The sequence below is a fragment of the Microbispora cellulosiformans genome (assembly GCF_008728085.1).
Lineage (GTDB): Bacteria > Actinomycetota > Actinomycetes > Streptosporangiales > Streptosporangiaceae > Microbispora > Microbispora amethystogenes.
In genome coordinates, this window is the sequence record NZ_VYTZ01000003.1 from 200380 (window position 1) to 221257 (window position 20878).

At 71.4% G+C, this 20878-nt stretch carries 23 protein-coding genes; 16 read left to right on the plus strand and 7 right to left on the minus strand.

Features of this window, described 5'->3' with window-relative positions; all coding sequences use genetic code 11:
* Positions 1 to 110 precede the first annotated feature (110 nt).
* The 3 genes from F5972_RS08945 to F5972_RS08955 all read left to right on the plus strand — a co-directional run bounded on the left by F5972_RS08945 (position 111) and on the right by F5972_RS08955 (position 2589).
* Entirely contained in the window at positions 111 to 470 is a 360-nt protein-coding gene (locus F5972_RS08945) for a GntR family transcriptional regulator (RefSeq protein WP_150932950.1), read from the plus strand.
* Positions 467 to 1468 carry a DUF1648 domain-containing protein gene (locus F5972_RS37925; protein WP_150932951.1) on the plus strand — a complete coding sequence of 334 codons (1002 nt, stop codon included), beginning with the start codon at positions 467 to 469 and terminating at the stop codon, positions 1466 to 1468. The genes F5972_RS08945 and F5972_RS37925 overlap by 4 nt, the downstream gene beginning before the upstream one ends.
* 80 nt (positions 1469 to 1548) lie before the next feature.
* Complete coding sequence (locus F5972_RS08955; protein ID WP_404803044.1) at positions 1549 to 2589, plus strand: CPBP family intramembrane glutamic endopeptidase; 1041 nt, start codon at positions 1549 to 1551, stop codon at positions 2587 to 2589.
* Between the two features lie 22 nt (positions 2590 to 2611).
* On the opposite strand, the gene F5972_RS08960 is transcribed toward F5972_RS08955, so the two are convergent.
* A complete protein-coding gene (locus tag F5972_RS08960; RefSeq protein WP_191910030.1) occupies positions 2612 to 3553 on the minus strand; it encodes an adenosylcobinamide-GDP ribazoletransferase in 942 nt (313 codons plus the stop codon).
* 124 nt (positions 3554 to 3677) lie between these two features.
* The gene (locus F5972_RS08965) at positions 3678 to 5036 is read right to left on the minus strand and encodes a bifunctional adenosylcobinamide kinase/adenosylcobinamide-phosphate guanylyltransferase (RefSeq protein ID WP_150932953.1); all 1359 of its coding nucleotides are present in this window, start codon (positions 5034 to 5036) and stop codon (positions 3678 to 3680) included.
* 167 nt (positions 5037 to 5203) lie between these two features.
* Between F5972_RS08965 and F5972_RS08970 the strand changes: the two genes are divergently transcribed.
* Positions 5204 to 5410: a hypothetical protein gene (locus tag F5972_RS08970; protein WP_117409166.1), complete on the plus strand. Its 207-nt coding sequence runs from the start codon at positions 5204 to 5206 to the stop codon at positions 5408 to 5410.
* A gap of 74 nt (positions 5411 to 5484) precedes the next feature.
* Here F5972_RS08970 and F5972_RS08975 read toward each other — a convergent pair whose 3' ends face one another.
* Positions 5485 to 6483 carry an aldo/keto reductase family protein gene (locus F5972_RS08975; protein ID WP_150932954.1) on the minus strand — a complete coding sequence of 333 codons (999 nt, stop codon included), beginning with the start codon at positions 6481 to 6483 and terminating at the stop codon, positions 5485 to 5487.
* A gap of 63 nt (positions 6484 to 6546) precedes the next feature.
* On the opposite strand from F5972_RS08975, the gene F5972_RS08980 reads away from it, so the two are divergent.
* A complete protein-coding gene (locus F5972_RS08980) occupies positions 6547 to 7719 on the plus strand; it encodes an SMI1/KNR4 family protein (protein WP_150932955.1) in 1173 nt (390 codons plus the stop codon).
* Between the two features lie 87 nt (positions 7720 to 7806).
* Here F5972_RS08980 and F5972_RS08985 read toward each other — a convergent pair whose 3' ends face one another.
* Positions 7807 to 8424: a DUF3043 domain-containing protein gene (locus F5972_RS08985; RefSeq protein WP_150932956.1), complete on the minus strand. Its 618-nt coding sequence runs from the start codon at positions 8422 to 8424 to the stop codon at positions 7807 to 7809.
* A gap of 148 nt (positions 8425 to 8572) precedes the next feature.
* Between F5972_RS08985 and F5972_RS08990 the strand changes: the two genes are divergently transcribed.
* Genes F5972_RS08990 through F5972_RS09010 form a run of 5 tightly spaced genes read left to right on the plus strand, consistent with a single transcriptional unit; the run spans position 8573 to position 11886 of the window.
* On the plus strand, positions 8573 to 9373 hold the full coding sequence (locus F5972_RS08990; protein ID WP_150932957.1) for a PspA/IM30 family protein: 801 nt from the start codon (positions 8573 to 8575) through the stop codon (positions 9371 to 9373).
* Entirely contained in the window at positions 9370 to 9648 is a 279-nt protein-coding gene (gene pspAA / locus F5972_RS08995) for a PspA-associated protein PspAA (protein ID WP_117409171.1), read from the plus strand. Before F5972_RS08990 ends, pspAA begins: the two co-directional genes overlap by 4 nt.
* Positions 9648 to 10538 (plus strand): zinc metalloprotease HtpX, encoded by an 891-nt coding sequence (gene htpX / locus F5972_RS09000; RefSeq protein ID WP_150932958.1) that lies wholly within the window; start codon positions 9648 to 9650, stop codon positions 10536 to 10538. The genes pspAA and htpX overlap by 1 nt, the downstream gene beginning before the upstream one ends.
* A gap of 31 nt (positions 10539 to 10569) precedes the next feature.
* Positions 10570 to 11118, plus strand: a complete 549-nt coding sequence (gene pspAB, locus F5972_RS09005) for a PspA-associated protein PspAB (RefSeq protein ID WP_150932959.1) — start codon at positions 10570 to 10572, stop codon at positions 11116 to 11118.
* A gap of 21 nt (positions 11119 to 11139) precedes the next feature.
* Entirely contained in the window at positions 11140 to 11886 is a 747-nt protein-coding gene (locus F5972_RS09010) for a maleylpyruvate isomerase family mycothiol-dependent enzyme (protein WP_150932960.1), read from the plus strand.
* Between the two features lie 137 nt (positions 11887 to 12023).
* Here the strand turns inward: F5972_RS09010 and nadA are convergent, their stop codons facing one another.
* Positions 12024 to 13178, minus strand: a complete 1155-nt coding sequence (gene nadA, locus F5972_RS09015; protein WP_150932961.1) for a quinolinate synthase NadA — start codon at positions 13176 to 13178, stop codon at positions 12024 to 12026.
* Between the two features lie 196 nt (positions 13179 to 13374).
* Here nadA and F5972_RS09020 point away from each other — a divergent pair, with 196 nt between their 5' ends.
* On the plus strand, positions 13375 to 13728 hold the full coding sequence (locus F5972_RS09020; protein ID WP_150932962.1) for a HesB/IscA family protein: 354 nt from the start codon (positions 13375 to 13377) through the stop codon (positions 13726 to 13728).
* A 177-nt stretch (positions 13729 to 13905) separates the two neighbouring features.
* Positions 13906 to 14892 (plus strand): carbohydrate kinase family protein, encoded by a 987-nt coding sequence (locus F5972_RS09025; protein ID WP_150932963.1) that lies wholly within the window; start codon positions 13906 to 13908, stop codon positions 14890 to 14892.
* An 84-nt stretch (positions 14893 to 14976) separates the two neighbouring features.
* Here the strand turns inward: F5972_RS09025 and F5972_RS09030 are convergent, their stop codons facing one another.
* Both F5972_RS09030 and F5972_RS09035 read right to left on the minus strand, forming a co-directional pair.
* On the minus strand, positions 14977 to 15297 hold the full coding sequence (locus F5972_RS09030) for a sulfurtransferase TusA family protein (RefSeq protein WP_150932964.1): 321 nt from the start codon (positions 15295 to 15297) through the stop codon (positions 14977 to 14979).
* Positions 15297 to 16430: a cysteine desulfurase family protein gene (locus F5972_RS09035; RefSeq protein WP_150932965.1), complete on the minus strand. Its 1134-nt coding sequence runs from the start codon at positions 16428 to 16430 to the stop codon at positions 15297 to 15299. Before F5972_RS09035 ends, F5972_RS09030 begins: the two co-directional genes overlap by 1 nt.
* Before the next feature lie 188 nt (positions 16431 to 16618).
* Here F5972_RS09035 and ctaC point away from each other — a divergent pair, with 188 nt between their 5' ends.
* The 4 genes from ctaC to F5972_RS09055 all read left to right on the plus strand — a co-directional run bounded on the left by ctaC (position 16619) and on the right by F5972_RS09055 (position 20834).
* Entirely contained in the window at positions 16619 to 17449 is an 831-nt protein-coding gene (gene ctaC, locus F5972_RS09040) for an aa3-type cytochrome oxidase subunit II (RefSeq protein ID WP_150932966.1), read from the plus strand.
* Positions 17446 to 19110, plus strand: a complete 1665-nt coding sequence (gene ctaD / locus F5972_RS09045; RefSeq protein WP_225311290.1) for an aa3-type cytochrome oxidase subunit I — start codon at positions 17446 to 17448, stop codon at positions 19108 to 19110. The genes ctaC and ctaD overlap by 4 nt, the downstream gene beginning before the upstream one ends.
* Positions 19107 to 19502, plus strand: coding sequence for a cytochrome c oxidase subunit 4 (locus F5972_RS09050; protein ID WP_117409181.1), 396 nt, complete (start codon positions 19107 to 19109; stop codon positions 19500 to 19502). The genes ctaD and F5972_RS09050 overlap by 4 nt, the downstream gene beginning before the upstream one ends.
* Before the next feature lie 162 nt (positions 19503 to 19664).
* On the plus strand, positions 19665 to 20834 hold the full coding sequence (locus F5972_RS09055) for a L,D-transpeptidase (RefSeq protein ID WP_150932968.1): 1170 nt from the start codon (positions 19665 to 19667) through the stop codon (positions 20832 to 20834).
* Positions 20835 to 20878: the final 44 nt, after the last annotated feature.

Sequence of the window (20878 nt, forward strand, 5' to 3'; positions counted from 1 at the left end):
TGGGCTTACTCGGCTACGCATAAACGAGGGGTCATCCCATCTATTGGCTCGATGGATGGTGCTGATGGAAACAGCACCAACCGGCAGTTAATGCTAATGTGGCTAGTACCATGTTGCTCACGCTCGATCTCAACGACCCACGTCCCCTGCACGAGCAGGTGAGCGCGGCCATCAAGCGCGCGATCACCACCGGGGACGTCACACCCGGTGACCGGCTGCCGCCGGCCCGGGACCTGGCCGCCGCACTGGGGGTCAACGCCAACACGGTCCTGCGGTCGCTGCGCGAACTGCGGGACGAGGGCCTGCTGGAGTTCCGCCGGGGGCGCGGCGTGTCCGTGCTCCGGCGGCCCGACGGGCGTGCGGCGCTCCGGACCCGTGTGCGCGACCTGCTCGACGAGGCCGCCCAGTACGGGGTCGGTCCCGAAGACGTCCTCGCCATCGTGAAGGAACTCATGGAGGAATCGCCATGACCCACCCGCACCGGACCTCGGACCCGGGCGTGCGCGCCCGCTTCCTCCTGGCCGCCGCGGCCTGGACCGTCCTGGTCGCCGCCGTGCTCGTGGCGGTACCGCTGGCGTTCGCCGGCCGGCTCCCCGATCCCGTCGCGAGCCACTGGGGGCCGTCCGGGCAGCCCGACCGGTCCATGCCGTCGGCCGCGCTGACGCTCTTCGCCCTGGTGTGGGCAGTCATCGCGGGGACGGGTCTCGCCGGGCTGGCGCGGGCGCGAGGGGAGATCCGCAGGGAGACGCGCGCCTGGTACGCCGCCGGGCTGGGCTGGATCGGCGGCTTCCTGATCGGCATCCAGGCCGTCACGGTCGCCGCCAACCTCGGCCGGGACGACTGGACCCAGGCGGCGTCGCTGAACTGGGAGATTGCGGTGGTCGTCGGCGTCGCGTTCGCGCTCGGGGCGCTGGGCCGGCTCGCCGGGCGGCTCGGCCCGGACGACGCGCCACCGGAGCGGGAGCGGCCGGGTCCGCTGATCGACCTCGATCCCCGGAAGCGGCCGGTCTGGGTGTCCACCGCCACGGCGCCCTGGGCGGTGGCGCTGGGGGTCGTGGCGTTCGCGGTGGCGCTGTCGTTCGCGGCCGCCGCGTTGTGGGGCCTCGCCCCCGCGGGCTGGGCCACCGCCCTCCCGCTCGCCCTGGTCGGCGTGATCGGCCTGGCGGTGTCGTCGGTCTCCGTACGGATCGCATCCGAAGGGCTGACCATGGCGTTCGGCCCGCTGCGGTGGCCCTCGCGCACCGTACGGCTGGAGCGGGTCGAGCGGGCCTGGGTGGACTGGAGATCGCCTGTGCAGGTGGGCGGATGGGGTATCCGTGGCCTGCCCGGCAGAGCCACCGTCATGATCCGCGGAGGGGAGTGCCTGGTCGTGCGCTACACCTCCGGCGGGCAGCTCGCCATCAGCGTGGACGACGCCGAGACCGGTGCCGCCCTGCTCAACACCCTTGCCGCCCGCAAGGCCGCCTGAGACGTCGCCCCACCGTCTCGGGCGGTCCGCAGGGAAACCGGCCTCAGTCCACGTCCGTCCTCGTTCGAAAGGCGACGACCTTGATTCGCCGCAACGCCGATGTCTGGCTCTTCCTCCTCGTCGCTTTCGGGGCGTCGTGGCTGATCGCTCTGCCGGTCTGGACGGGCGCGGTGTCTCTGGGCACACCGGCGTTCGTGATCCTCGGCATCCTGATCATGGCGACGCCTTCCCTGGGCGTGCTCGCCGTGTGGCTCACCCGGCGCCGGGACACGCCGTTCAGGCAGTGGGCGAGGGCGACCGGCCTGACTCTCGGCCCGGACCGGAGCAGGACCGCCGCGCTCCTGGCGACGGCCCTGCTCGGCATTCCGTTCCTCGGCGCGGTCGCCGTGGCGGCGAGCGCGGCCGTGGGCACGATGCGCCTCGATCTCGCCGGGCTCGGCCTCTTCCGCGCGCAACTCGGGGCGGCCCTGGGGCAGGTTCCCATGGACCCGCGGATCCTGTACGTCGTGCAGGTCGTGCAGGCCGTACTGATCGCCCCGTTCCTGAACGCGATTCCCGCGCTGGGGGAGGAGTGGGGCTGGCGGGGCTGGCTGCTGCCGCGCCTGCTCGGCGACCCCGCCGTCACGCCCCCGCCTGCCCCTGGGAACGTCGGCGCCGGGGGCGTGAACACCGGGGTCGCGGGGGCCGGGGACGAGGCCCAGGCCGCGGGGGCCGGGGATGAGGCTGGGGGAGAGGCGGCCGCGGGGGAGCGGCGCGGGCGCCGGGTGTGGCCCGCACTGGTGCTGTCCGGGGTGATCTGGGGCCTCTGGCACGCTCCCCTCACGCTGAAGGGATACAACTACCCGGCACTCGGCGCCTGGGCGGCGGTGCTGTTCGTCGGCTTCTGCGTCATCTTCGGGGCGCTCCTGGGCTGGATGCGGCTGCGCTCGCGCAGCGTGTGGCCCGCGGTCATCGCGCACGCCTCGCTGAACGCGGTGGCGGGCCTGGCGCTGCTGCTCGGCGACGCGGCCGCCCCGCCGAACCCGGCGCTCGCCGGGATCACCGGGATCGTCGGCTGGGTGCTGCTCGCGGTCGTCGTCTTCGTCGCCTTCCGTCTGCGTCCGGTCAGCGCGCCACGCTGAACCGCCCAGCCGGCGTCAGGCGTCAGACGAGTACGGCGGCGGCCAGCAGCGCCGTCGTCGTGGCCGTCTCCACCAGGGCGCCGAGCACGTCGCCCGTGATGCCGCCCAGCCGCCGTACGGCCCGGCGGCGCAGCAGGGCGGCGGACACCAGCCCGGCGGCCATCGCCAGGAGCAGGCCGGTCGGGATGCTGAAATACGGATCACCCGAGAGGCGGTACAGCAGACCGGCGGGCTGCACGCCCGCGTCGGCGACCGCCACCGCGACGCTCCCGGCGACGTCGGACACGTCGGAGTAGTCGCCGGGCGGACCCTGACCGAGGCCGATCAGGGCCCACAGCCCGTCCAGGTGCGGCCCGCCGTCCGCCGCGATCAAGGCGGCAAGAGCCACGACGGCAGCGGTGACGACGGTCGCCGCGACCGCCGCGCTCCGCCGTACGGTGCCCGCGACCAGAGCGCCGAGGCCGCCCGGCCGGGCGGCGGGCACCCCCGAGCGGCAGGCCCAGGTGACGGCCAGCCTGCCGGTCGCGGTGGCCGTCACCAGCACGGCCCAGGCGAACGGGCCGGCCCGCTGGAGCGTCGCGACCTGGAGGAACAGCGTGATCAGGAGGGTGACGACCCCGAACGGCCCGATGTCGGAGCGCTTCATCACGTCGAGCGCGCCCTGGGCCGGCTTTCCGCTGCCGAGCCCGTCGGCCAGGTCCGCGAGGCCGTCGAGATGCAGGGCCCGGGTCAGCCAGGCGAGCATCCCGACCGCGAGGACGGCGCCGATCAACGGCGAGCCGGACGCCGCGTGGGCGACCACCAACACGGCGGAGCCCACCAGGCCGAGGGCCACCCCGACGAACGGCGCCAGGGACATGGCACGCCCCGCCACCGAACGGTCGACCGGCACGGGCGGCACCGGAAAGATCGTGAGGGTTCCCACGGCGAACCACCAGGCCGCGCCGGGGCTCGGACGACTCACGCGGGGGTCATCGGGCACGAGGGCCGATAGTAGCGGCCCCCCGGCTTACGACTTCCAGCTCGTGGCTCACGGACCTCCTGGCTCGCGGCTCGCCGGCGGTGAGGGGCGTCGGGGGCGGTCGCGATCAGATCGGCAGGGGGACGACCCGGCCGGCGACCACGAGGGCGACCTCCTCGGACTCCCGGGCGAGTGCCTGGTTGAGGCGGCCGAGCGCGTCGCGGAACAGCCTGCCGGCGGCGGTGGCCGGGATCACCCCCAAGCCGGTTTCGTCGCTCACCGCCACCACGCGGGCGTGTGTGCCTCGCCAGGCGTCCACCAGCGCCTCACACCGCGCTTCCACCCGGTCAAGGGCGAGGCGGCGGGGCCCGTCCGGGCGAGTGTCGTCGGGCCAGGCGCCGGACTCGTCGAACACGGCGGCGAGCCAGGTGCCGATCCCGTCGACGAGGAACGTCCCCTGACCGCCGGACAGCACCGCCGCGAGATCGGTGGTCTCCACGGTCCGCCAGTGCGCGGGGCGTCGTTCCCGGTGAGTCCGTACGCGGGCCAGCCAGTCCGGGTCGTCGCCCCCGGAGGGCCCGGTCGCGACATAGGTCACCTCGGGCTCGGCGGCGAGGCGCAGCTCGGCCTCCTCGGACTTGCCCGACCGTGACCCGCCGAGCAGCAGCGTGCGGCGGGGCTGCCCGCCGCGTCCCCGCCCGCGGACGCCGATCGTGACCGTGACGTCCGGGGCCGAACACATGGTCCCGAGGCCACCCGCGCGGGGCTGGTCGCCGGTGACGGCGGCGGAACCAGCCGGGGTGGGACAAGGTCCGTTCGCGGTGCGCTGGACGCCGGTGACCTCGGGAGGACCATCTGTGAGCGGTGCGCTCGCCGTGCCGATGACGGTTCCGTCGGGGACGGCCTCCGCTCCCCAGAAGCCGAGCCTGCGGGCGAGCTCGTCCTCCGAAGGGACGCGGTGGCAGAGGTTCACCGCGACGATCCGGGTCTTCGGCGTCACGCGCCCCCTCCGGCGTAGGTCGCCCAGCCGTTCCGGCCGGTCCGGCAGGTCGATGAGCACCACGTCGAAGGGTGCGTCGAGAGGCGATCCGTCGTCCGGCTCGCCGAGGCCGGACGACGGGCCCACGGCGTACAGCAGCCGGCCGCCGTCAGGCGCGGTGACCTCGCGGCCGTCCGAGGTGTGGAGCAGCCGGTATCCCTCGGGCAGGCGCCCCTTGGCCGCCGCACCGGGTCCGCCGACGGTGTCCGGTCCCGTCGCCGTATCCGGCCCGGTCGTGGTGCCTGGCAGGGTCGTGGTGTCCGGCAGGGCCGGGGCGGCCGCCTCCGGGGCCTGGCGTGATTCGAGGAGAGCGAGCCGTACGCGGCCGTCGAGCACGATGGAGGCCAGACGACGGTGGCCGGGGGCGAGCCGTCCGCAGGACGCGCAGGGACAGCCGGGGACGGGCCAGCCCTCCGGGCCGCCGGTTCCCTCCAGGAGAATCTCCATGCGCCGCCGCCTTTCCGCGTCCTTGCCGCCGGATGGTTCCCGTACCGGCGGGGGAGTGGACGCCGGGGAGAGAGAGGATAGGGTCCGGCTGCACGGGCGTCGCGTCGCGGCGGCCCGGCGTGAGTCCCGGGCGCGGGGACGGCGAGGAAGCGAAGGAGCGGGTGCGGATGATTTGGCGGTGGCGTTACGAGGACGCGAACGGCGGCGAGGTCACGGACCGCCCGCTGCCCCGGGAGATCTTCTCCAGCCAGTCGGACGCGGAGTCGTGGCTGGGGGAGAGCTGGCGCGAGCTGCTGGAGGCCGGTGTCGAGCAGGTGTCGCTGCTGGAGGACGAGCGGGTCGAATACTCGGGGATGTCCCTGCGCGCCGAGTGAGACGCGCGGCGCTCGCCGCCCGGGCCCCGTGAGCGCGGGAGCCGGGCGGCGCGCCTACCTGAGCGGGTGAGACGTCAGGGACGGCTGGACGGGCTGACCGTCTTCGCCGGGTCACGCTCGACGACCGGCTCCAGCACATCGTCGATCTTCTTGAGCACCTCGGCGTCGAGCTTCACACCGGCGGCCTTGACGTTGTCGCGCACCTGCTCCGGCTTGGTCGCCCCGACGATGGCCGACGACACGTTGGGGTTCTGCAGCACCCACGCCACGGCGAGCTGGGCCATCGACAGGCCGAGGTCGGCCGCGATCGGCTTGAGGTCCTGTACCCGCCGCAGCACGTCGTCGCGCATCAGCCGGTTGATGAAGCCCGAGCCGGTGGAGTCGGTGGCGCGCGACCCGGCCGGCGGCGGCTGGCCGGGCAGGTACTTGCCGGTCAGCACGCCCTGCGCGATGGGCGACCAGACGATCTGGCCGAGGCCCTCCTTCTCGCACAGCGGCACGACCTCGGACTCGATGACCCGCCACAGCATCGAGTACTGCGGCTGGTTCGACACGAGCCGGTCGAACCCCATCTCGTCGGCGATCTTCAGCGCCCGCGCGATCTGGTCGGCCGTCCACTCGCTGACGCCGACGTAGAGGACCTTGCCCTGCCGTACGAGGTCGTCGACCGCGCGCAGGGTCTCCTCCAGCGGCGTCTCGACGTCGTAGCGGTGCGCCTGGTAGAGGTCGACGTAGTCGGTCTGCAGGCGGCGGAGCGAGCCGTTGATCGACTCGGTGATGTGCTTGCGGGACAGGCCCCGGTCGTTCCTGCCCTCACCCGTCGGCCAGTAGACCTTCGTGAAGATCTCCAGCGACTCGCGGCGCACGCCCTTCAGCGCGCGGCCGAGCACCTCCTCCGCCCGGGTCCCGGCGTAGACGTCGGCGGTGTCGAAGGTGGTGATCCCCTCGTCGAGGGCCGCGCGGACGCACTCGACGGCGGCGTCCTCCTCCACCTGGGAACCGTGGGTGATCCAGTTTCCGTAGCTGATCTCACTGACCATGAGGCCGCTGCGGCCAAGATGACGGTATTCCATGTGCTTGACATTAGGTCATGAGTCACGGCACCCCGGTGATCGGATCGCGGTAAGGTGCCCGGCGTGCGCCGGTTGATCTCTTCTCGTCCCGTACGGCTGGCACTGCTGGCCGCGCTGGTCGCCGGGGCCGCCGCCGGGCTGGTCCTGGCCGCGCGGCGACGCCGGGCCGCAGCTCCCGTACGGCCGTCCGGAGCCGCCGAGCCCGAAGGGGGGAGCGGGGACGCGGAGGACCGGCGCGGCCCGGAGCCGGTGCTGGGGTGGGCCGCCGAGGAGGACCTGGAGCGGTACCGGCGGCCGGAGGGCGGCGCTCCCGTCTTCCGCCTCCTGGGGGGCCTCCCGCCGGTCAGGGGGCTCGTGCCGCCGCGCGGGACGAGGGCGCGCCGCTGGACGGCGGCGGCGGTCGTGTCGCTCGGCCTGCTGGCCCTCGGCGGACAGGTGCTGGAGAACGCCGTGTTCGGTCCGGACGCCTGGACGTCCTACGAACCGTGCCCGGCGGACGCCTGCGAGCCGGGGCAGGGCGACGCGTTCCTCTCCGCCGGATTCGTCGATGACGGAGCCTGCCCGGCGGCCGGGTGCGAGGCGCCGGGTGCGGTGTACGCCGAGGACGGGGAGCCCGTGACAGCGGACGGCGGGGACCCCATGACGGCGGAGCCGGAGACGTCGCCCGACCCCCGTTGCGTGCTCCATCCGGCGCGCCGGGGAACGCCGGCCGTCCGGCCGGTCTCCCGCCGCGTGACCTCCGGGGTGAACCGGCAGTGGCGGCGCATCGAGCGATGGCTCAAGGCGCACGCGCCGCGGACGTACGCCTCGCTCAACGGCCCGGCGGCCCCGCGGCTGGTGGCCAGGGCGGAGGCACGGATCGGGACCCGGCTGCCCGACTCCCTGCGGGCGTCGCTGCTGCGCCACGACGGCTCACATGGCGGCGCGAGCTTCCGGCTCCCGCCGTACTTCCTGATGATGGGCACGCGCGAGACGGTCGCCGCCTGGCCCGAGGCGTGCGGAATGGGCGGCGGCGTTCCCGTCGCCTACGCCGACGACTTCGGCGACTACCTGGTGACCGACGCCGCCACCGGCGGGGTCGGCGAGGCGTCGCCGGAGCAGTCGTACTACCAGGCCGACTGTTCGTCCTACTACGCGCTGCTGAAGGCCACGGCCGACGCGCTCACCCGTGGCGCCACGGCCGACGGTTTCCGGCCGGTGGTGCATGGAGGGGTGCTGGACTGGACGTCCGCCTGATCCACGGCTGAGCTGATCCGGCGAGCGGGCGGCACCGCGCCGGCGTCACCGTACGGGGATCACCATGCGGCGATCACCGTACGGGCGTCACTTCTTGAGTTCGACCGGGATGCCGCCGGGCAGGACGGTGGGCTTGGGGAAGCGCAGGCGCCGCATCTGCGACGAGCGCATCGCCGCGTAGAAGCCGATGCCCTTGAGGTTCTCACCCGGGAACTTCTCCGCCGCCTCCTTCTTCACGCGCCCGGCGACGTAGAACGAGCCGGCCAGCACCAGCACCATCACGACAGGCAGGGAGAGCGTGTAGACCAGCAGGACCGCCGAGCGGATCTGGATCGGGAACGGCACCATCGACAGCAGCATGATGACGAAGACGACGGGAAGGAAGTACTGCCCCGGCAGGCGCCGCGAGTCGACCCAGTCACGGGCGAACTTGCGGACCGGGCCGCGGTCGCGTACGGGGAGCGCCCGGTCGTCACCGCGCAGCATGGCCTCACGCTGCCGGCTCCGCAGCGCCTTGTCGCGCTCGCGGGCCAGGCGGTAGGCCTCTTTGCGGTTCGAGGGCGCGGTCACCGGGGAGCGGCGGCGGCCCTGCGCCTCGCTCCGTTTGGGAGTGGGACGGCCCTTGCCCGGGGTGCCGTGGGGCTTAGGATCCTCTACAGGGACGGGGGAGTCCTCCGCAGAGGTCTGGGTGCGACGTCGGAACACGTCGCCCAGCCTACCGGGAGTGCAACTTAGTGACGCCCTCGCGCGTTATGCGTAGGGTGAACCCAGGCGGTTCCGCCGCCTGGGCAAGGGGCTTTAGACGGCTGGGGTCACCCACGCAGGACCTTGGAGAAGGGGACGGCCGACGCGCATGAGCGTGATGAAGAGACTTTCCATGATCTTCAAGTCCAAGGCCAACAAGGCCTTGGACAAGATGGAGGATCCGCGGGAGACGCTGGACTATTCCTATCAGCGTCAGCTTGAGCTGCTGCAGAAGGTCCGCCGTGGCGTGGCCGACGTGGCCACCAGTCGCAAGCGGGTGGAGCTGCAGATCAACCAGCTCGAGAGCCAGACCGCGAAGCTGGAGAACCAGAGCAGGCAGGCGCTGTCGGCCGGGCGCGAGGACCTCGCTCGCGAGGCGCTGACCCGCCGCAACGGACTGAACGCGCAGATCGCCGACCTGCGGCTCCAGTACAGCAACCTCCAGGGCGAGGAGGAGAAGCTCACCCTCGCCAGCCAGCGGCTGCAGGCCAAGGTCGACTCCTTCCGTACGAAGAAGGAGACCATCAAGGCCACCTACACGGCGGCCGAGGCCCAGACGCGCATCAACGAGGCGTTCTCGGGCATCTCCGAGGAGATGGGCGACGTCGGCCTGGCCATCCAGCGGGCCGAGGACAAGACCGCGCAGATGCAGGCCCGTGCCGGTGCGATCGACGAGCTGCTGGCCAGCGGCGCGCTGGACGACTTCACCGGGCAGCGCGACGACATCCAGGCGGAGCTCGACCGGATGGGCGGCGGCACAGACGTGGAGCTCGAACTGGCCAGGATGAAGGCCGAGCTCGGTCAGGGCCCGGCGCCGCAGAGCGCTATCGAGGCGGGGCAGCAGGGCCAGGCGGCCCCGGCTGCCCAGCAGCACACGCAGCAGCTCCGTAAGCCGGGGGAGGGGTTGTGATAGTCCGGATCATGGGCGAGGGGCAGGTGGAGATCGCCCCCGCCGACATCGACGTGCTGAACGAGCTCGACGGCGAGCTTGAGGCCGCCATCGAGACGGACGACGAGACGCAGTTCCGTGCCAAGCTGCACGCGCTGCTCGACAAGGTCCGCGACGTGGGCAGGCCGCTGGCGGACGACTCCCTGGAGCCGTCCGAGCTGATCCTGCCGCCGGCCGACGCCTCGATCGAGGAGGTGCGGGAGATGCTCGGGGACACCGGGCTCATCCCCGGCTGATGGCCTCCACGCGGTTCGCCCCTGATCGCGGCCTCAGCGTGCGGATGACCGTGACGATGTTCCTGCTCGGGCTGCTCTACGTGGCGTTCATGGCCGTCCTGGTCGCGGTGGGCGTCCGGGCGGTCATGGTCCTCGTGATCGCCGCGGGCCTCCTGCTGGTGCAGTACTTCCTGTCCGACAAGATCGCGCTGTTCGCGATGAACGGACGGGAGGTCTCCCCGCAGGAGGCTCCCGAGCTGCACGGGATCATCGACCGGCTGAGCGCGATGGCGGGGATGCCCAAGCCGCGGGTGGCGATCGCCGACTCCGACATGCCGAACGCGTTCGCCACCGGGCGCGACCAGAAGCACGCGGTGGTCTGCGTGACCACCGGCATCCTCCGCCGGCTCGACGCGCAGGAGCTCGAAGGGGTGCTGGCGCACGAGCTGTCGCACGTCGCCCACCGGGACGTCGCCGTGATGACGATCGCCTCCTTCCTCGGGATCGTCGCCGGGCTGATGACCCGTTTCTCGCTGTACGCCGGGCTGGGCAACCGCAGGAACGACAACGGCCCGCCGATCGGGCTGATCATCTTCGCGGTCTCCGGCCTGGTCTACGCCGTCAGCTTCCTGCTGACGCGGGCGCTCTCGCGGTACCGGGAGCTCGCCGCCGACCGCGCGGGCGCGCTGCTCACGCAGCGGCCGAGCGCCCTGGCCAGCGCCCTCACCAAGATCAGCGGGGACATCGCCCGGATCCCGACCCGGGACCTGCGCGAGGCGCAGCCGTTCAACGCCTTCTACTTCGCGCCCGCCCTGTCGGGCCAGAGCGTCGCCGCGCTGCTGTCGACCCATCCGCCGCTGGAGCGCCGGCTGGAGCAGCTCGCCAAGATCTCCGCGGCCCTGGGCCGCTGATGACCTGCCGGTCGACGGGTTGGGAGCGCTGATGGGCTGGTTCGACGCCCTGCTCGGCCGGTCCAAGGCCGCGAAACCGGACCTGGACGCGTTGTTCGCCCTGCCGTCCGCCGCCGTCACCCTGCGGGCCGCCACCGGGTTCGCCCCGGCGGGCACCGGGTCGGTCTGCTTCCGGGCGGCCGAGGGAGGCGCGTTCGCCCGGCTCCAGCAGGAGATCGAGGCCCTGATGGGCGAGACGCGGGTGTCGCAGGACGCGTACGGCTACACCTGGCTGTCGGTGCGCAACCCCGACGTGGCCGGGCTCGTGACCGACCTGCACGCCGCGAACTCGTCGCTGGAGTCGGCCGGGTTCGGGCCCTCGTTGCTGTGCACGCTGGTGACGTTCGCCGACTCCGCGCAGCGGAAGCTCGCGATCGTCTATCTCTACAAGCGCGGCACGTTCTACCCCTTCGCTCCCGCCGGGGAGCCGCGCCGCGACAACGCCCTGGAACTGCAGGTGCGAGGGGTCCTGGACCAGGAACTCAAGATCGAGCCCGATCTCGCGAGCTGGTTCCCCGTCTGGGGCGCGCCGGGCCTGTAGGACCCCGATGCCGGAGGCGACATGAGTGACTGGACCCACCTGAGGCACACCGAGGCGACGGCCCGGGAGATCGGCCTGATGGCCGACGTCCTACGGGACCGGGACGGCGGCACGCTGGTCCCGACCTGCCCGGGATGGGACCTGCGGGCGCTGGCCGAGCACACCGGGGCGGTCCACCGGTGGGCGGCCGCGATGGTCCGTGACGCCGCCGCGTACCGCTATCCCCGCGAGGAGATGGACCACGGGTATCCCGCCGATTTCTCCGGCTTCGCCGAGTGGCTCAGGGCCGGAGCCGTGCTGCTGACCGAGGCCCTGAAGAGCCGCGACCCGGAGACGGAGGTGTGGGGCTGGGCAGGGGACCGGAGCGCGGCGTTCTGGTCGCGGCGGCAGTTGCACGAGACCGTCGTCCACCGCGCCGACGCGGAGATCGCCCTCGGCGTCGCGCCTCTGATCGGCGAGGACGTCGCGGCGGACGGGGTGGAGGAGTTCTTCGACGTGCTTCCGTACGCCCGGTGGCGACCCCTGCTCGCGGAGCTGAAGGGCGACGGGGAGACGATCTCCTGGCGGGCGGAGACCGGCGGGGCCTGGCTCGTGCGACTCACGCCCGCCGGTTTCGCGTACGAGAGGTCGGACGCGCCCGGCGACGTGACCGTGCGCGCGCGGACGACCGGGGACCTGATGCTGACCCTGTGGGGGCGGCGCGAGCCCGCCGCGGTCCAGGGCGACGCCGCCCTGCTGCGATGGTGGCGCGAACGCGCCCAGATCTGAGCGCAGACGTCCCGGCACGGGCCGGGACGCCGGAGTACGCGCCGCGAGAACGGTTGGAGGCCGAGCGGAGACGCCGAGGGCCCTCAACGGAGAGGCGCCCCCGAAGCCACTTCGGGGGCGCCTCTCACTACTCGTGGTTACGGCAGGGCGAGCATGCGGTCGAGGGCGACCTTGGCCCAGTGGGTGGTGTCGGCGTCGACCGTGATCTGGTTGACGACCTGGCCCGCGGCCAGCGACTCCAGCGCCCAGACCAGGTGCGGCAGGTCGATGCGGTTCATCGTCGAGCAGTAGCACACGGTCTTGTCGAGGAACGTGATGGTCTTGTCGGGGAACCGGTTCGCCAGGCGGCGCACCAGGTTCAGCTCCGTGCCGACGGCCCAGGAGGACCCGGCGGGAGCCTCTTCCAGCTTCTTGATGATGTACTCGGTCGAGCCGACGAAGTCCGCCTTGGTGACGACCTCGTGGCGGCACTCGGGGTGGACGAGCACGTTCACGCCCGGGATGCGGGCCCGCACCTCGTCCACGCACGCCTCGGAGAAGCGGCCGTGGACCGAGCAGTGGCCCTTCCACAGGATCATCTTCGCGTTCTCAAGCTGTTCCTGGGTGAGGCCGCCGTTCGGGCGGTGCGGGTTGTAGACCACGCAGTCGTCGAGCGACAGCCCCATCTCCAGCACGGCCGTGTTGCGCCCGAGGTGCTGGTCGGGCAGGAACAGCACCTTCTCACCCTGTTCGAAGGCCCAGTCGAGGGCGCGCCGGGCGTTGGAGGAGGTGCACACGGCGCCGCCGTTGCGCCCGCAGAACGCCTTGATGTCCGCGCTGGAGTTCATGTACGTGATCGGCACGACGCGGTCGGCGATCCCGGCGTCCTCCAGCGCGTCCCAGCAGTCCTCGACCTGGGAGAAGGTGGCCATGTCGGCCATCGAGCAGCCGGCGGCCAGGTCGGGGAGGACGACCTTCTGCGTGTCGCCGGTCAGGATGTCGGCGGACTCGGCCATGAAGTGGACGCCGCAGAAGACGACGTACTCGGCCTCCGGCCGGGCCGCGGCCTCACGGGCGAGCTTGAACGAGTCGCCCGTCACGTCGGCGAACTGGATGACCTCGTCACGCTGGTAGTGGTGACCGAGCACGAACAGCCGGTCGCCCAGCCGCTCCTTGGCCGCGCGGGCTCGCTCCACCAGCGCCGGGTCGGACGCGGGAGGCAGCTCGCCCGGGCAGTCGACGCCGCGCTCACTGTGCGCGTCGGTGCCCTGGCCGAGGATGAAGAGCGGAAGGCCGGTCTCGGTGATCGTCACGACCACACCCCCTCGGGGACTTATCGTCTAACTGACGACTAATCATTACACATCGTTTCGCCCTGTTCGTCCGCAGGGTTGCGGGGACGGTCGTGGAATGTGTAGGGAGCGGCGGGTGTTGGTAGCGTCTAGGTAGGACGTCAGAACCATTCGACCGCTCCGGGTGGGCGGTTGGCGCAGACGCGGGAGTCAGCACATGACGGTTGAGAGCAGCGAGACCACGCAGCAGGGCCTGATCCTGACTGACGCGGCCTCCGCGAAGGTCAAGAGCCTGCTCGAGCAGCAGGGCGAGGAAGGGCTGCAGCTCCGGGTGGCCGTCCAGCCGGGTGGCTGTTCCGGTCTGCGCTACCAGCTCTTCTTCGACGACCGTTCCATGGACGGCGACGTGGTCTCCACCTTCGGCGGCGTGAACGTCGTCACCGACCGGATGAGCGCGCCGTACCTCGTCGGCGCCACGGTCGACTTCGTGGACACGATCGAGAAGCAGGGCTTCACGATCGACAACCCCAACGCGACGGGCTCGTGCGCCTGCGGCGACTCGTTCAACTGACGGCGCCGCCGCGCCCGGCGGCCAGGATCCGAGCGCCCCGTACGGACACCGTCCGTGCGGGGCGTCGTCGTGCCCGAGACGGTACGCTCGACAGGTTCGGCGGGATGGCGGGACCACTGTCCCCGCCCCTGTCTTCCTGACTGTCTCCCTGATGCTGACAACGAGGAGAATGACCCCGTGCGCATCGCCGTCACCGGCTCCATCGCCACCGACAACCTGATGACGTTCCCCGGCCGCTTCGGCGACCAGCTGATCGCCGAGCAGCTCGACCGGGTGTCCCTGTCGTTCCTCGTCGACGACCTGCAGATCCGCCGCGGCGGCTGCGCGGGCAACATCGCCTTCGGGATGGGCTGCCTGGGGCTCACCCCGATCCTCGTCGGCGCGGTCGGCACCGACTTCGCCGACTACCGCTCCTGGCTGGAGCGGCACGGCGTGGACTGCGGCTCCCTCCACGTCTCCGAGCTGCGCCACACCGCGCGCTTCCTGTGCACCACGGACGAGGACCACAACCAGATCGCGTCGTTCTACACCGGCGCCATGGCGGAGGCCCGGGAGATCGAGCTGGCCCCGATCGCCGAGCGGGTGGGCGGGCTCGACCTGGTCCTGATCAGCCCCAACGACCCCGACGCGATGCTGCGGCACACCGACGAGGCGCGCACCCGCGGCATCCCGTTCGCCGCCGACGTGTCGCAGCAGCTCGCCCGGATGCCCGGCGAGGAGATCCGCAGGCTCGTCGACGGCGCGGCCTACCTGTTCAGCAACGACTACGAGCTCGGGCTCATCGCGCAGAAGACCGAGTGGTCGGACGAGGAGATCCTCGACCGGGTCGGCGTACGGGTGACCACCCTCGGCCCCAAGGGCGCCAGGATCGACCGCAAGGGCGAGCCCTCGATCCACGTCCCGCCGGCTCCCGAGCTCGGCAAGGCCGACCCGACCGGGGTGGGCGACGCCTTCCGGGCCGGGTTCCTCGCGGGCCTCGCCTGGGGGCTGTCGCTCGAACGCTGCGGCCAGATCGGCAACCTCATCGCCACCCACGTGCTGGAGCGGGTCGGCGGCCAGGAGTACGAGCTGCGCCAGAGCGTGTTCGTCGAGCGCTTCGCCTCGGCGTACGGCCAGGAGGCCGCGGACGAGGTGGCCGCCCACGCCCGCTGCCACTACGCCTGACGCTCGGCTCCCCCTGCTGCCCTGACTCGTGGTCCGCCCCGGAGACCGCGGCGGATCACGAGGTCGCCGGTGATCGCGGCGGACCTAGTAGTTGCGGCGGACGTGGATGGACCAGCCGCCCTGGGGGAGCTCGTAGCTGGCCACGTGCTCGTGCGACTTCAGCCGGCACCAGGCGGGGACGTCGGTGAAGGCGGCGGGGTCGTCGGCCAGCACGGCCACCACCCCGCGCACGGGCACCTGGTTGATCCGCTCGGCGAGCATGATGATCGGGATCGGGCATTTACGCCCCAGCGCGTCGATCGTCAGCGCGGGGGGCTCCGCGGGCTGGGGTGGCGCCTCCGGTTCCTCGGCCTCCCGATGCCGATCCGTCCGGGTGTCCCGGCCGTCCGGCCGTCTGCGCCACATCACCGCACCCCCAAGCTCGACCGGATCCGCCGTACGATCCCCGGCAGCACCGCGAGGAAACGATCGACGTCGTCCTCGGACACGCCACGGGGCAGCGATACCCGGACATTCCCATGCGTAAGCACGCCCATTGCTTCGAGGACGTGCGATGGACGAAGCGTACTCGCCGTGCAGGAACTTCCGGACGAGACGGCGAAACCGGCCTTGTCGAGCTCGGTCAGCAGCGCCTCGCCCTCGACGTACAGGCAGGAGAAGGTCACGATGTGCGGCAGGCGCAGGTCCTGGTCGCCGACGACCTCGACGTCGGGCACCAGCCGGGGCACCTCGGCGCGGATCCGGGCGGTGAGGGCCGACAGCCGCCGCCCCTCGGCCTCCGCCTCCGCCGACCTCGCGCGCAGCGCCGCGGCGGCGGCCACGATCGCGGGCACGTTCTCGAACCCCGGCACGCGCCGCCGTTCCCGTTCGTCCTCCGGCAGCGGCGAACGCCAGCGGACGCCCTTGCGGACCGCCAGCACGCCCACCCCCGCCGGGCCGCCCCACTTGTGGGCGCTCGCGGTGAGCACCGACCAGCCCCCGGGGACCGGCAGGCGGCCCGCCGACTGGGCGGCGTCGACCAGCAGCGGCACTCCGGCCTCCCGGCACGCCCGCGCCGCGTCCTCGACCGGCTGGATGGTCCCGACCTCGTGGTTGGCCGTCTGCAGGCACGCGAGGGCCGCTCCGGGGCGCGCGACGGCCGCGGCGAACGCCTCCGCGTCCACCCGCCCCGTACGGCCGACGCCCACGATCTCCACCTCGCCGCCGTCGCGCTCGTGGACCTGCCCGGCGTGCAGGACGCTGGAGTGCTCGACCGCGCTCGCCACCAGGAGGCGCCCGACCCGGCGGCGGCCCGCCAGCGTGCCGAGGACCCCGAGGTGGACGGCCTGCGTCCCGGAGGAGGTGAACGACACCTCGTCGGCGCGGGCGCCGATCAGTTCGGCTACCTCTGCCCGCGCGCGCTCCAGTAACATCTGGGCGCGGCGCGCCGTGCCGTACAGGCGGGCGGGATCGGCCCATCCGGCGTCGATCGCCGTCAGCAGGGCGTCACGCGCCGCGGGATGGAGAGGTTCGGTCGACGCCGCGTCGAGGTAGGCCACAGTTAGGACATTAACGGGGGCTGCTCAGAGGGGCGGCGCCGGTCCGCGCTAATGTGTCCCCCAGCGTGAACTCAACCAAGTAAAGGGCAGACCGGCGGAAACACCGCAGCCGGTCGCACCTTTGGGTCAAATTGGAAAACCCGCCCAAGGGAGGAACTCTTGGGCTTCATCTGTGGGGTAGGCGATCCGTGAGTCCGACCCGCCGTACGACACGGCGACCGTGGGCACGCCGCCGGTTGCCCGGAGCCGCCGCCCTGGCGCTGCTGGTGGCGTCCGGGACGGCGTGTAGCAGCCAGGCGATCGATCAGTGGTCTCGTGGGGGCATGCCGGAAGGCGCCACCAAGCAGGCCGGCATCGTCCAGACGCTCTGGAACGGGAGCTGGATCGCGGCTCTCGCCACCGGCGTGGTCGTCTGGGGCCTGATCCTGTGGGCGTGCGTGTTCCACCGCAAGAAGAAGAACAGCCCTGACGAGCTGCCTCCGCAGGTGCGTTACAACCTGCCGATCGAGATCCTCTACACGGTGGTCCCGGTCATCATGGTGGCGGTCTTCTTCTACTTCACGGCCCGGGACGAGACCGAGATCACGCGGATCACCAAGGCCGCCCCGGTCAAGGTGGCCGTCGAGGGCTACCAGTGGAGCTGGCGCTTCACGACCGACTACCAGGGCCAGAAGGCCGTGGTCGCGGGCGTGCCGGTCGACCTGAGCAAGCAGAGCGTCGAGAACCCCCAGGGTCCGCAGCTCGTGCTGCCGGTCAACACCCAGGTGCAGTTCGACCTGCACTCGCCCGACGTCATCCACTCGTTCTGGGTGCCGGCGTTCCTGTTCAAGCAGGACGTCTTCCCGGGCAACGTGCAGAACCACTTCCAGATCACGACGCTCGACAAGCCGGGCGTCTTCGTCGGCCGATGCGCCGAGCTCTGCGGCACCGACCACAGCAAGATGCTGTTCTCCGTGAAGCTCGTCCCCCAGGCCGAGTTCGACCAGTACATCAAGAGCCAGGCGGGGAGTGCGCAGTGACCGCCATCCAGGAACCGGCCGGCGTCGCCGCGCGGCCGTACACCAAGGGCACGGTCATCGCCAAGTGGCTGTCCTCGACCGACCACAAGGTGATCGGGCACCTCTACCTGATCACGTCGTTCGTGTTCTTCCTCATCGGCGGCGTCATGGCGCTGGTGATGCGGGCCGAGCTCGCCCAGCCCGGGCTGCAGTTCGTGTCGTCGGAGCAGTTCAACCAGCTGTTCACGATGCACGGCACGATCATGCTGCTGATGTTCGCGACGCCGCTGTTCGCGGGCTTCGCCAACGAGCTGATGCCGCTGCAGATCGGCGCCCCCGACGTGGCGTTCCCGCGGCTCAACATGGTGAGCTACTGGCTCTACCTGTTCGGCAGCACCATCGCCGTCCTCGGCTTCTTCACCCCGGGCGGGTCCGCCTCCTTCGGCTGGACGGCGTACGCGCCGCTGTCGAACGCAGTGACCTCGCCGGGCCTCGGCAGTGACCTGTGGGTGATGGGCCTGGCGATGTCCGGCCTCGGCACCATCCTCGGCGCGGTGAACTTCATCACCACGATCCTCACCATGCGGGCCCCCGGCATGACGATGTTCCGGATGCCGATCTTCACCTGGAACATCCTGCTGACCAGCATCCTGGTGCTGCTGGCCTTCCCGGTGCTGGCGGCGGCGCTGCTCGCCCTGGAGGCCGACCGCAAGCTCGGCGCGCACATCTTCGACTCGCCCACCGGCGGCGCGATGCTGTGGCAGCACCTGTTCTGGTTCTTCGGCCATCCCGAGGTCTACATCATCGCGCTGCCGTTCTTCGGCATCATCACCGAGATCCTGCCGGTCTTCAGCCGTAAGCCGATCTTCGGGTACATCGGCCTGGTGGGCGCGACCATCGCCATCGCGGGCCTGTCGGTCACGGTGTGGGCGCACCACATGTTCGTGACCGGCCAGGTGCTGCTGCCGTTCTTCTCGTTCATGACGTTCCTCATCGCCGTACCGACCGGGGTGAAGTTCTTCAACTGGATCGGCACGATGTGGCGGGGACACCTGTCGTTCGAGTCGCCGATGCTGTTCGCCGTCGGCTTCCTGGTGACCTTCCTGTTCGGCGGCCTGACCGGCGTCATCCTGGCCTCGCCGCCGCTCGACTTCCACATCAGCGACACCTACTTCGTCGTCGCCCACTTCCACTACGTGGTCTTCGGCACCGTGGTGTTCGCGATGTTCGCGGGCTTCTACTTCTGGTGGCCCAAGTTCACCGGGAAGATGCTCAACGACAAGCTCGGCAAGGTCCACTTCTGGATGCTGTTCTTCGGCTTCCACCTGACCTTCCTGGTGCAGCACTGGCTGGGCGTCATCGGCTTCCCGCGGCGGTACGCCGACTACTCGCCGGTGGACGGCTTCACCGACCTGAACATGATCTCCTCGGCCGGAGCGCTCCTGCTGGGCGCGTCCACGCTGCCGTTCTTCTACAACGTGTGGCGGACCTGGCGCTTCGCGCCCAAGGTCACCGTGGACGACCCCTGGGGCTTCTGCGGCTCGCTCGAATGGGCGACCTCCTGCCCGCCGCCGCGGCACAACTTCCTGTCGCTGCCGCGGATCAGGTCCGAGCGCCCGGCGTTCGACCTCAAGTATCCGCACATCACGGCCAAGCCCGAGCTCGTGGAGGAGGCCCGATGAAGATCCAGGGCTGGATGTTCCTGCTCTGCGGCGTCTTCTTCGCCGCGGCCGACGTGGTCTACTGGTTCTGGTCCAAGGAGCCGACCGGCACGACCGCCATGGCGATCTCCGTCGGCCTGGCCCTGATGATCGGCTACTACCTGCTGTTCACCGCGCGGCGCATCGGCGACCAGCCGGAGGACAACAAGGAGGCCGAGATCAGCGACGGCGCGGGCGAGATCGGCTTCTACAGTCCGCACAGCTGGTGGCCGCTGTTCGTCTGCCTGTCGGCCGCGCTCACGTTCTTCGGCTTCGCCGTCGGAATGTGGCTGTTCTTCCTCGGCGTGTTCTGCACGCTCATGAGCATGATCGGGTTCGTCTTCCAGTACTACCGGGGCAACTTCTCGCACTGACCCCTGACCCGGCGACGGCCGGCCGGCGATCCCGCCGGCCGGTCGTTCGCGTTCCCCCCGGCCCGCGGTGCCGAGGTTCTTTGCCGACCTTCGGTACGGCGTCTGCTCGCTCGGGACGTGCCCCGGGAATACTTCCCGGAAAGCGACCTGAGGGAGACGGACGTGCGTGCTCGTGCGGGGGCGCTGGCCCTTCTCGTGGTGGTGGCCGGGTGTTCCCTCTCTGACCGAGGGGGCGAGGAACGCCGGTCGGGAACGCCCATCAGCATCACCCCGCTGGACGGGGCCGGGGAACTGCCGCCGGAGCTGCCCATCCTCGTCGGCGCCGCCGGCGGCACCCTGACCCACGTGGCCGTGAAGGCCGCTGGACAGCCCGTGGAGGGCGTGTTCAGCGCCGACCGGTCCCAGTGGCGCAGCGCCCGTCCCATGACGCCTGGCACGTCCTACAGCGTCGAGGCGACGGCCACCGGCCCGGACGGCCCGGCGAGCCGGACCGCCCGCTTCTCCACCCGGCCGGCCGCCAAGACCTTCGCCGTCGCGACCCTGGTGCCGAACAAGGAGGACACCGGCCTCACGGTGGGCGTCGGGATGCCGATCATCCTGACCTTCGACAAGCCCGTGACCGACCGGGTGTCGGTGGAGCGCAACCTCTTCGTGCAGGCGTCCAAGCCCGTCGACGGCGCGTGGCACTGGCTCGACGCCAAGAACGTCGTCTTCCGGCCCCGGCACTACTGGCCGCCGTACACGAAGGTCCGGGTGACCGCCCGTCTCGCCGGGATCAGGGGCGGCGACGGCATGTACGGCAAGAAGGACTACGTCCGCGACTTCAAGGTCGGCCGGTCGCAGATCAGCGTGGCCGACACCCGGACGCACCACATGAAGATCGAGCTGGACGGTCGGCAGATCAAGGACATGCCGATCAGTGCCGGGAGCGGCGACGTCTTCCGCCACCACACCACCAGCGGCATCCACGTGGCGATGTCCAGGGAGGACGTCACGGTCATGACCTCCCCGGACGCCGGTCCCGGCCAGGCGGGCTACTACGAGACGACCGTTTACAACAGCGTCCGGATCTCGAACACCGGCGAGTACGTCCACGGCGCCCCCTGGTCCGTCGGCGACCAGGGCAACTCCAACGTCAGCCACGGCTGCGTGAACGTCAGCCCGGAGAACGCCAAGTGGTTCAAGAACAACACCCTCATCGGCGACCCGATCATCGTGACCGGGACCCCGCGCAGGCTGGACGCGGACAACGGGTGGAGCTACTGGCAGGACGACTGGCCGGCGTGGCTCAAGCGCAGCCGCCTGCGCGCCGCCCTCTCCGACCCTCTGTGACCGGCCCTCTGTGACCGGCCCTCTGTGACCGGCCCTCTGTGACC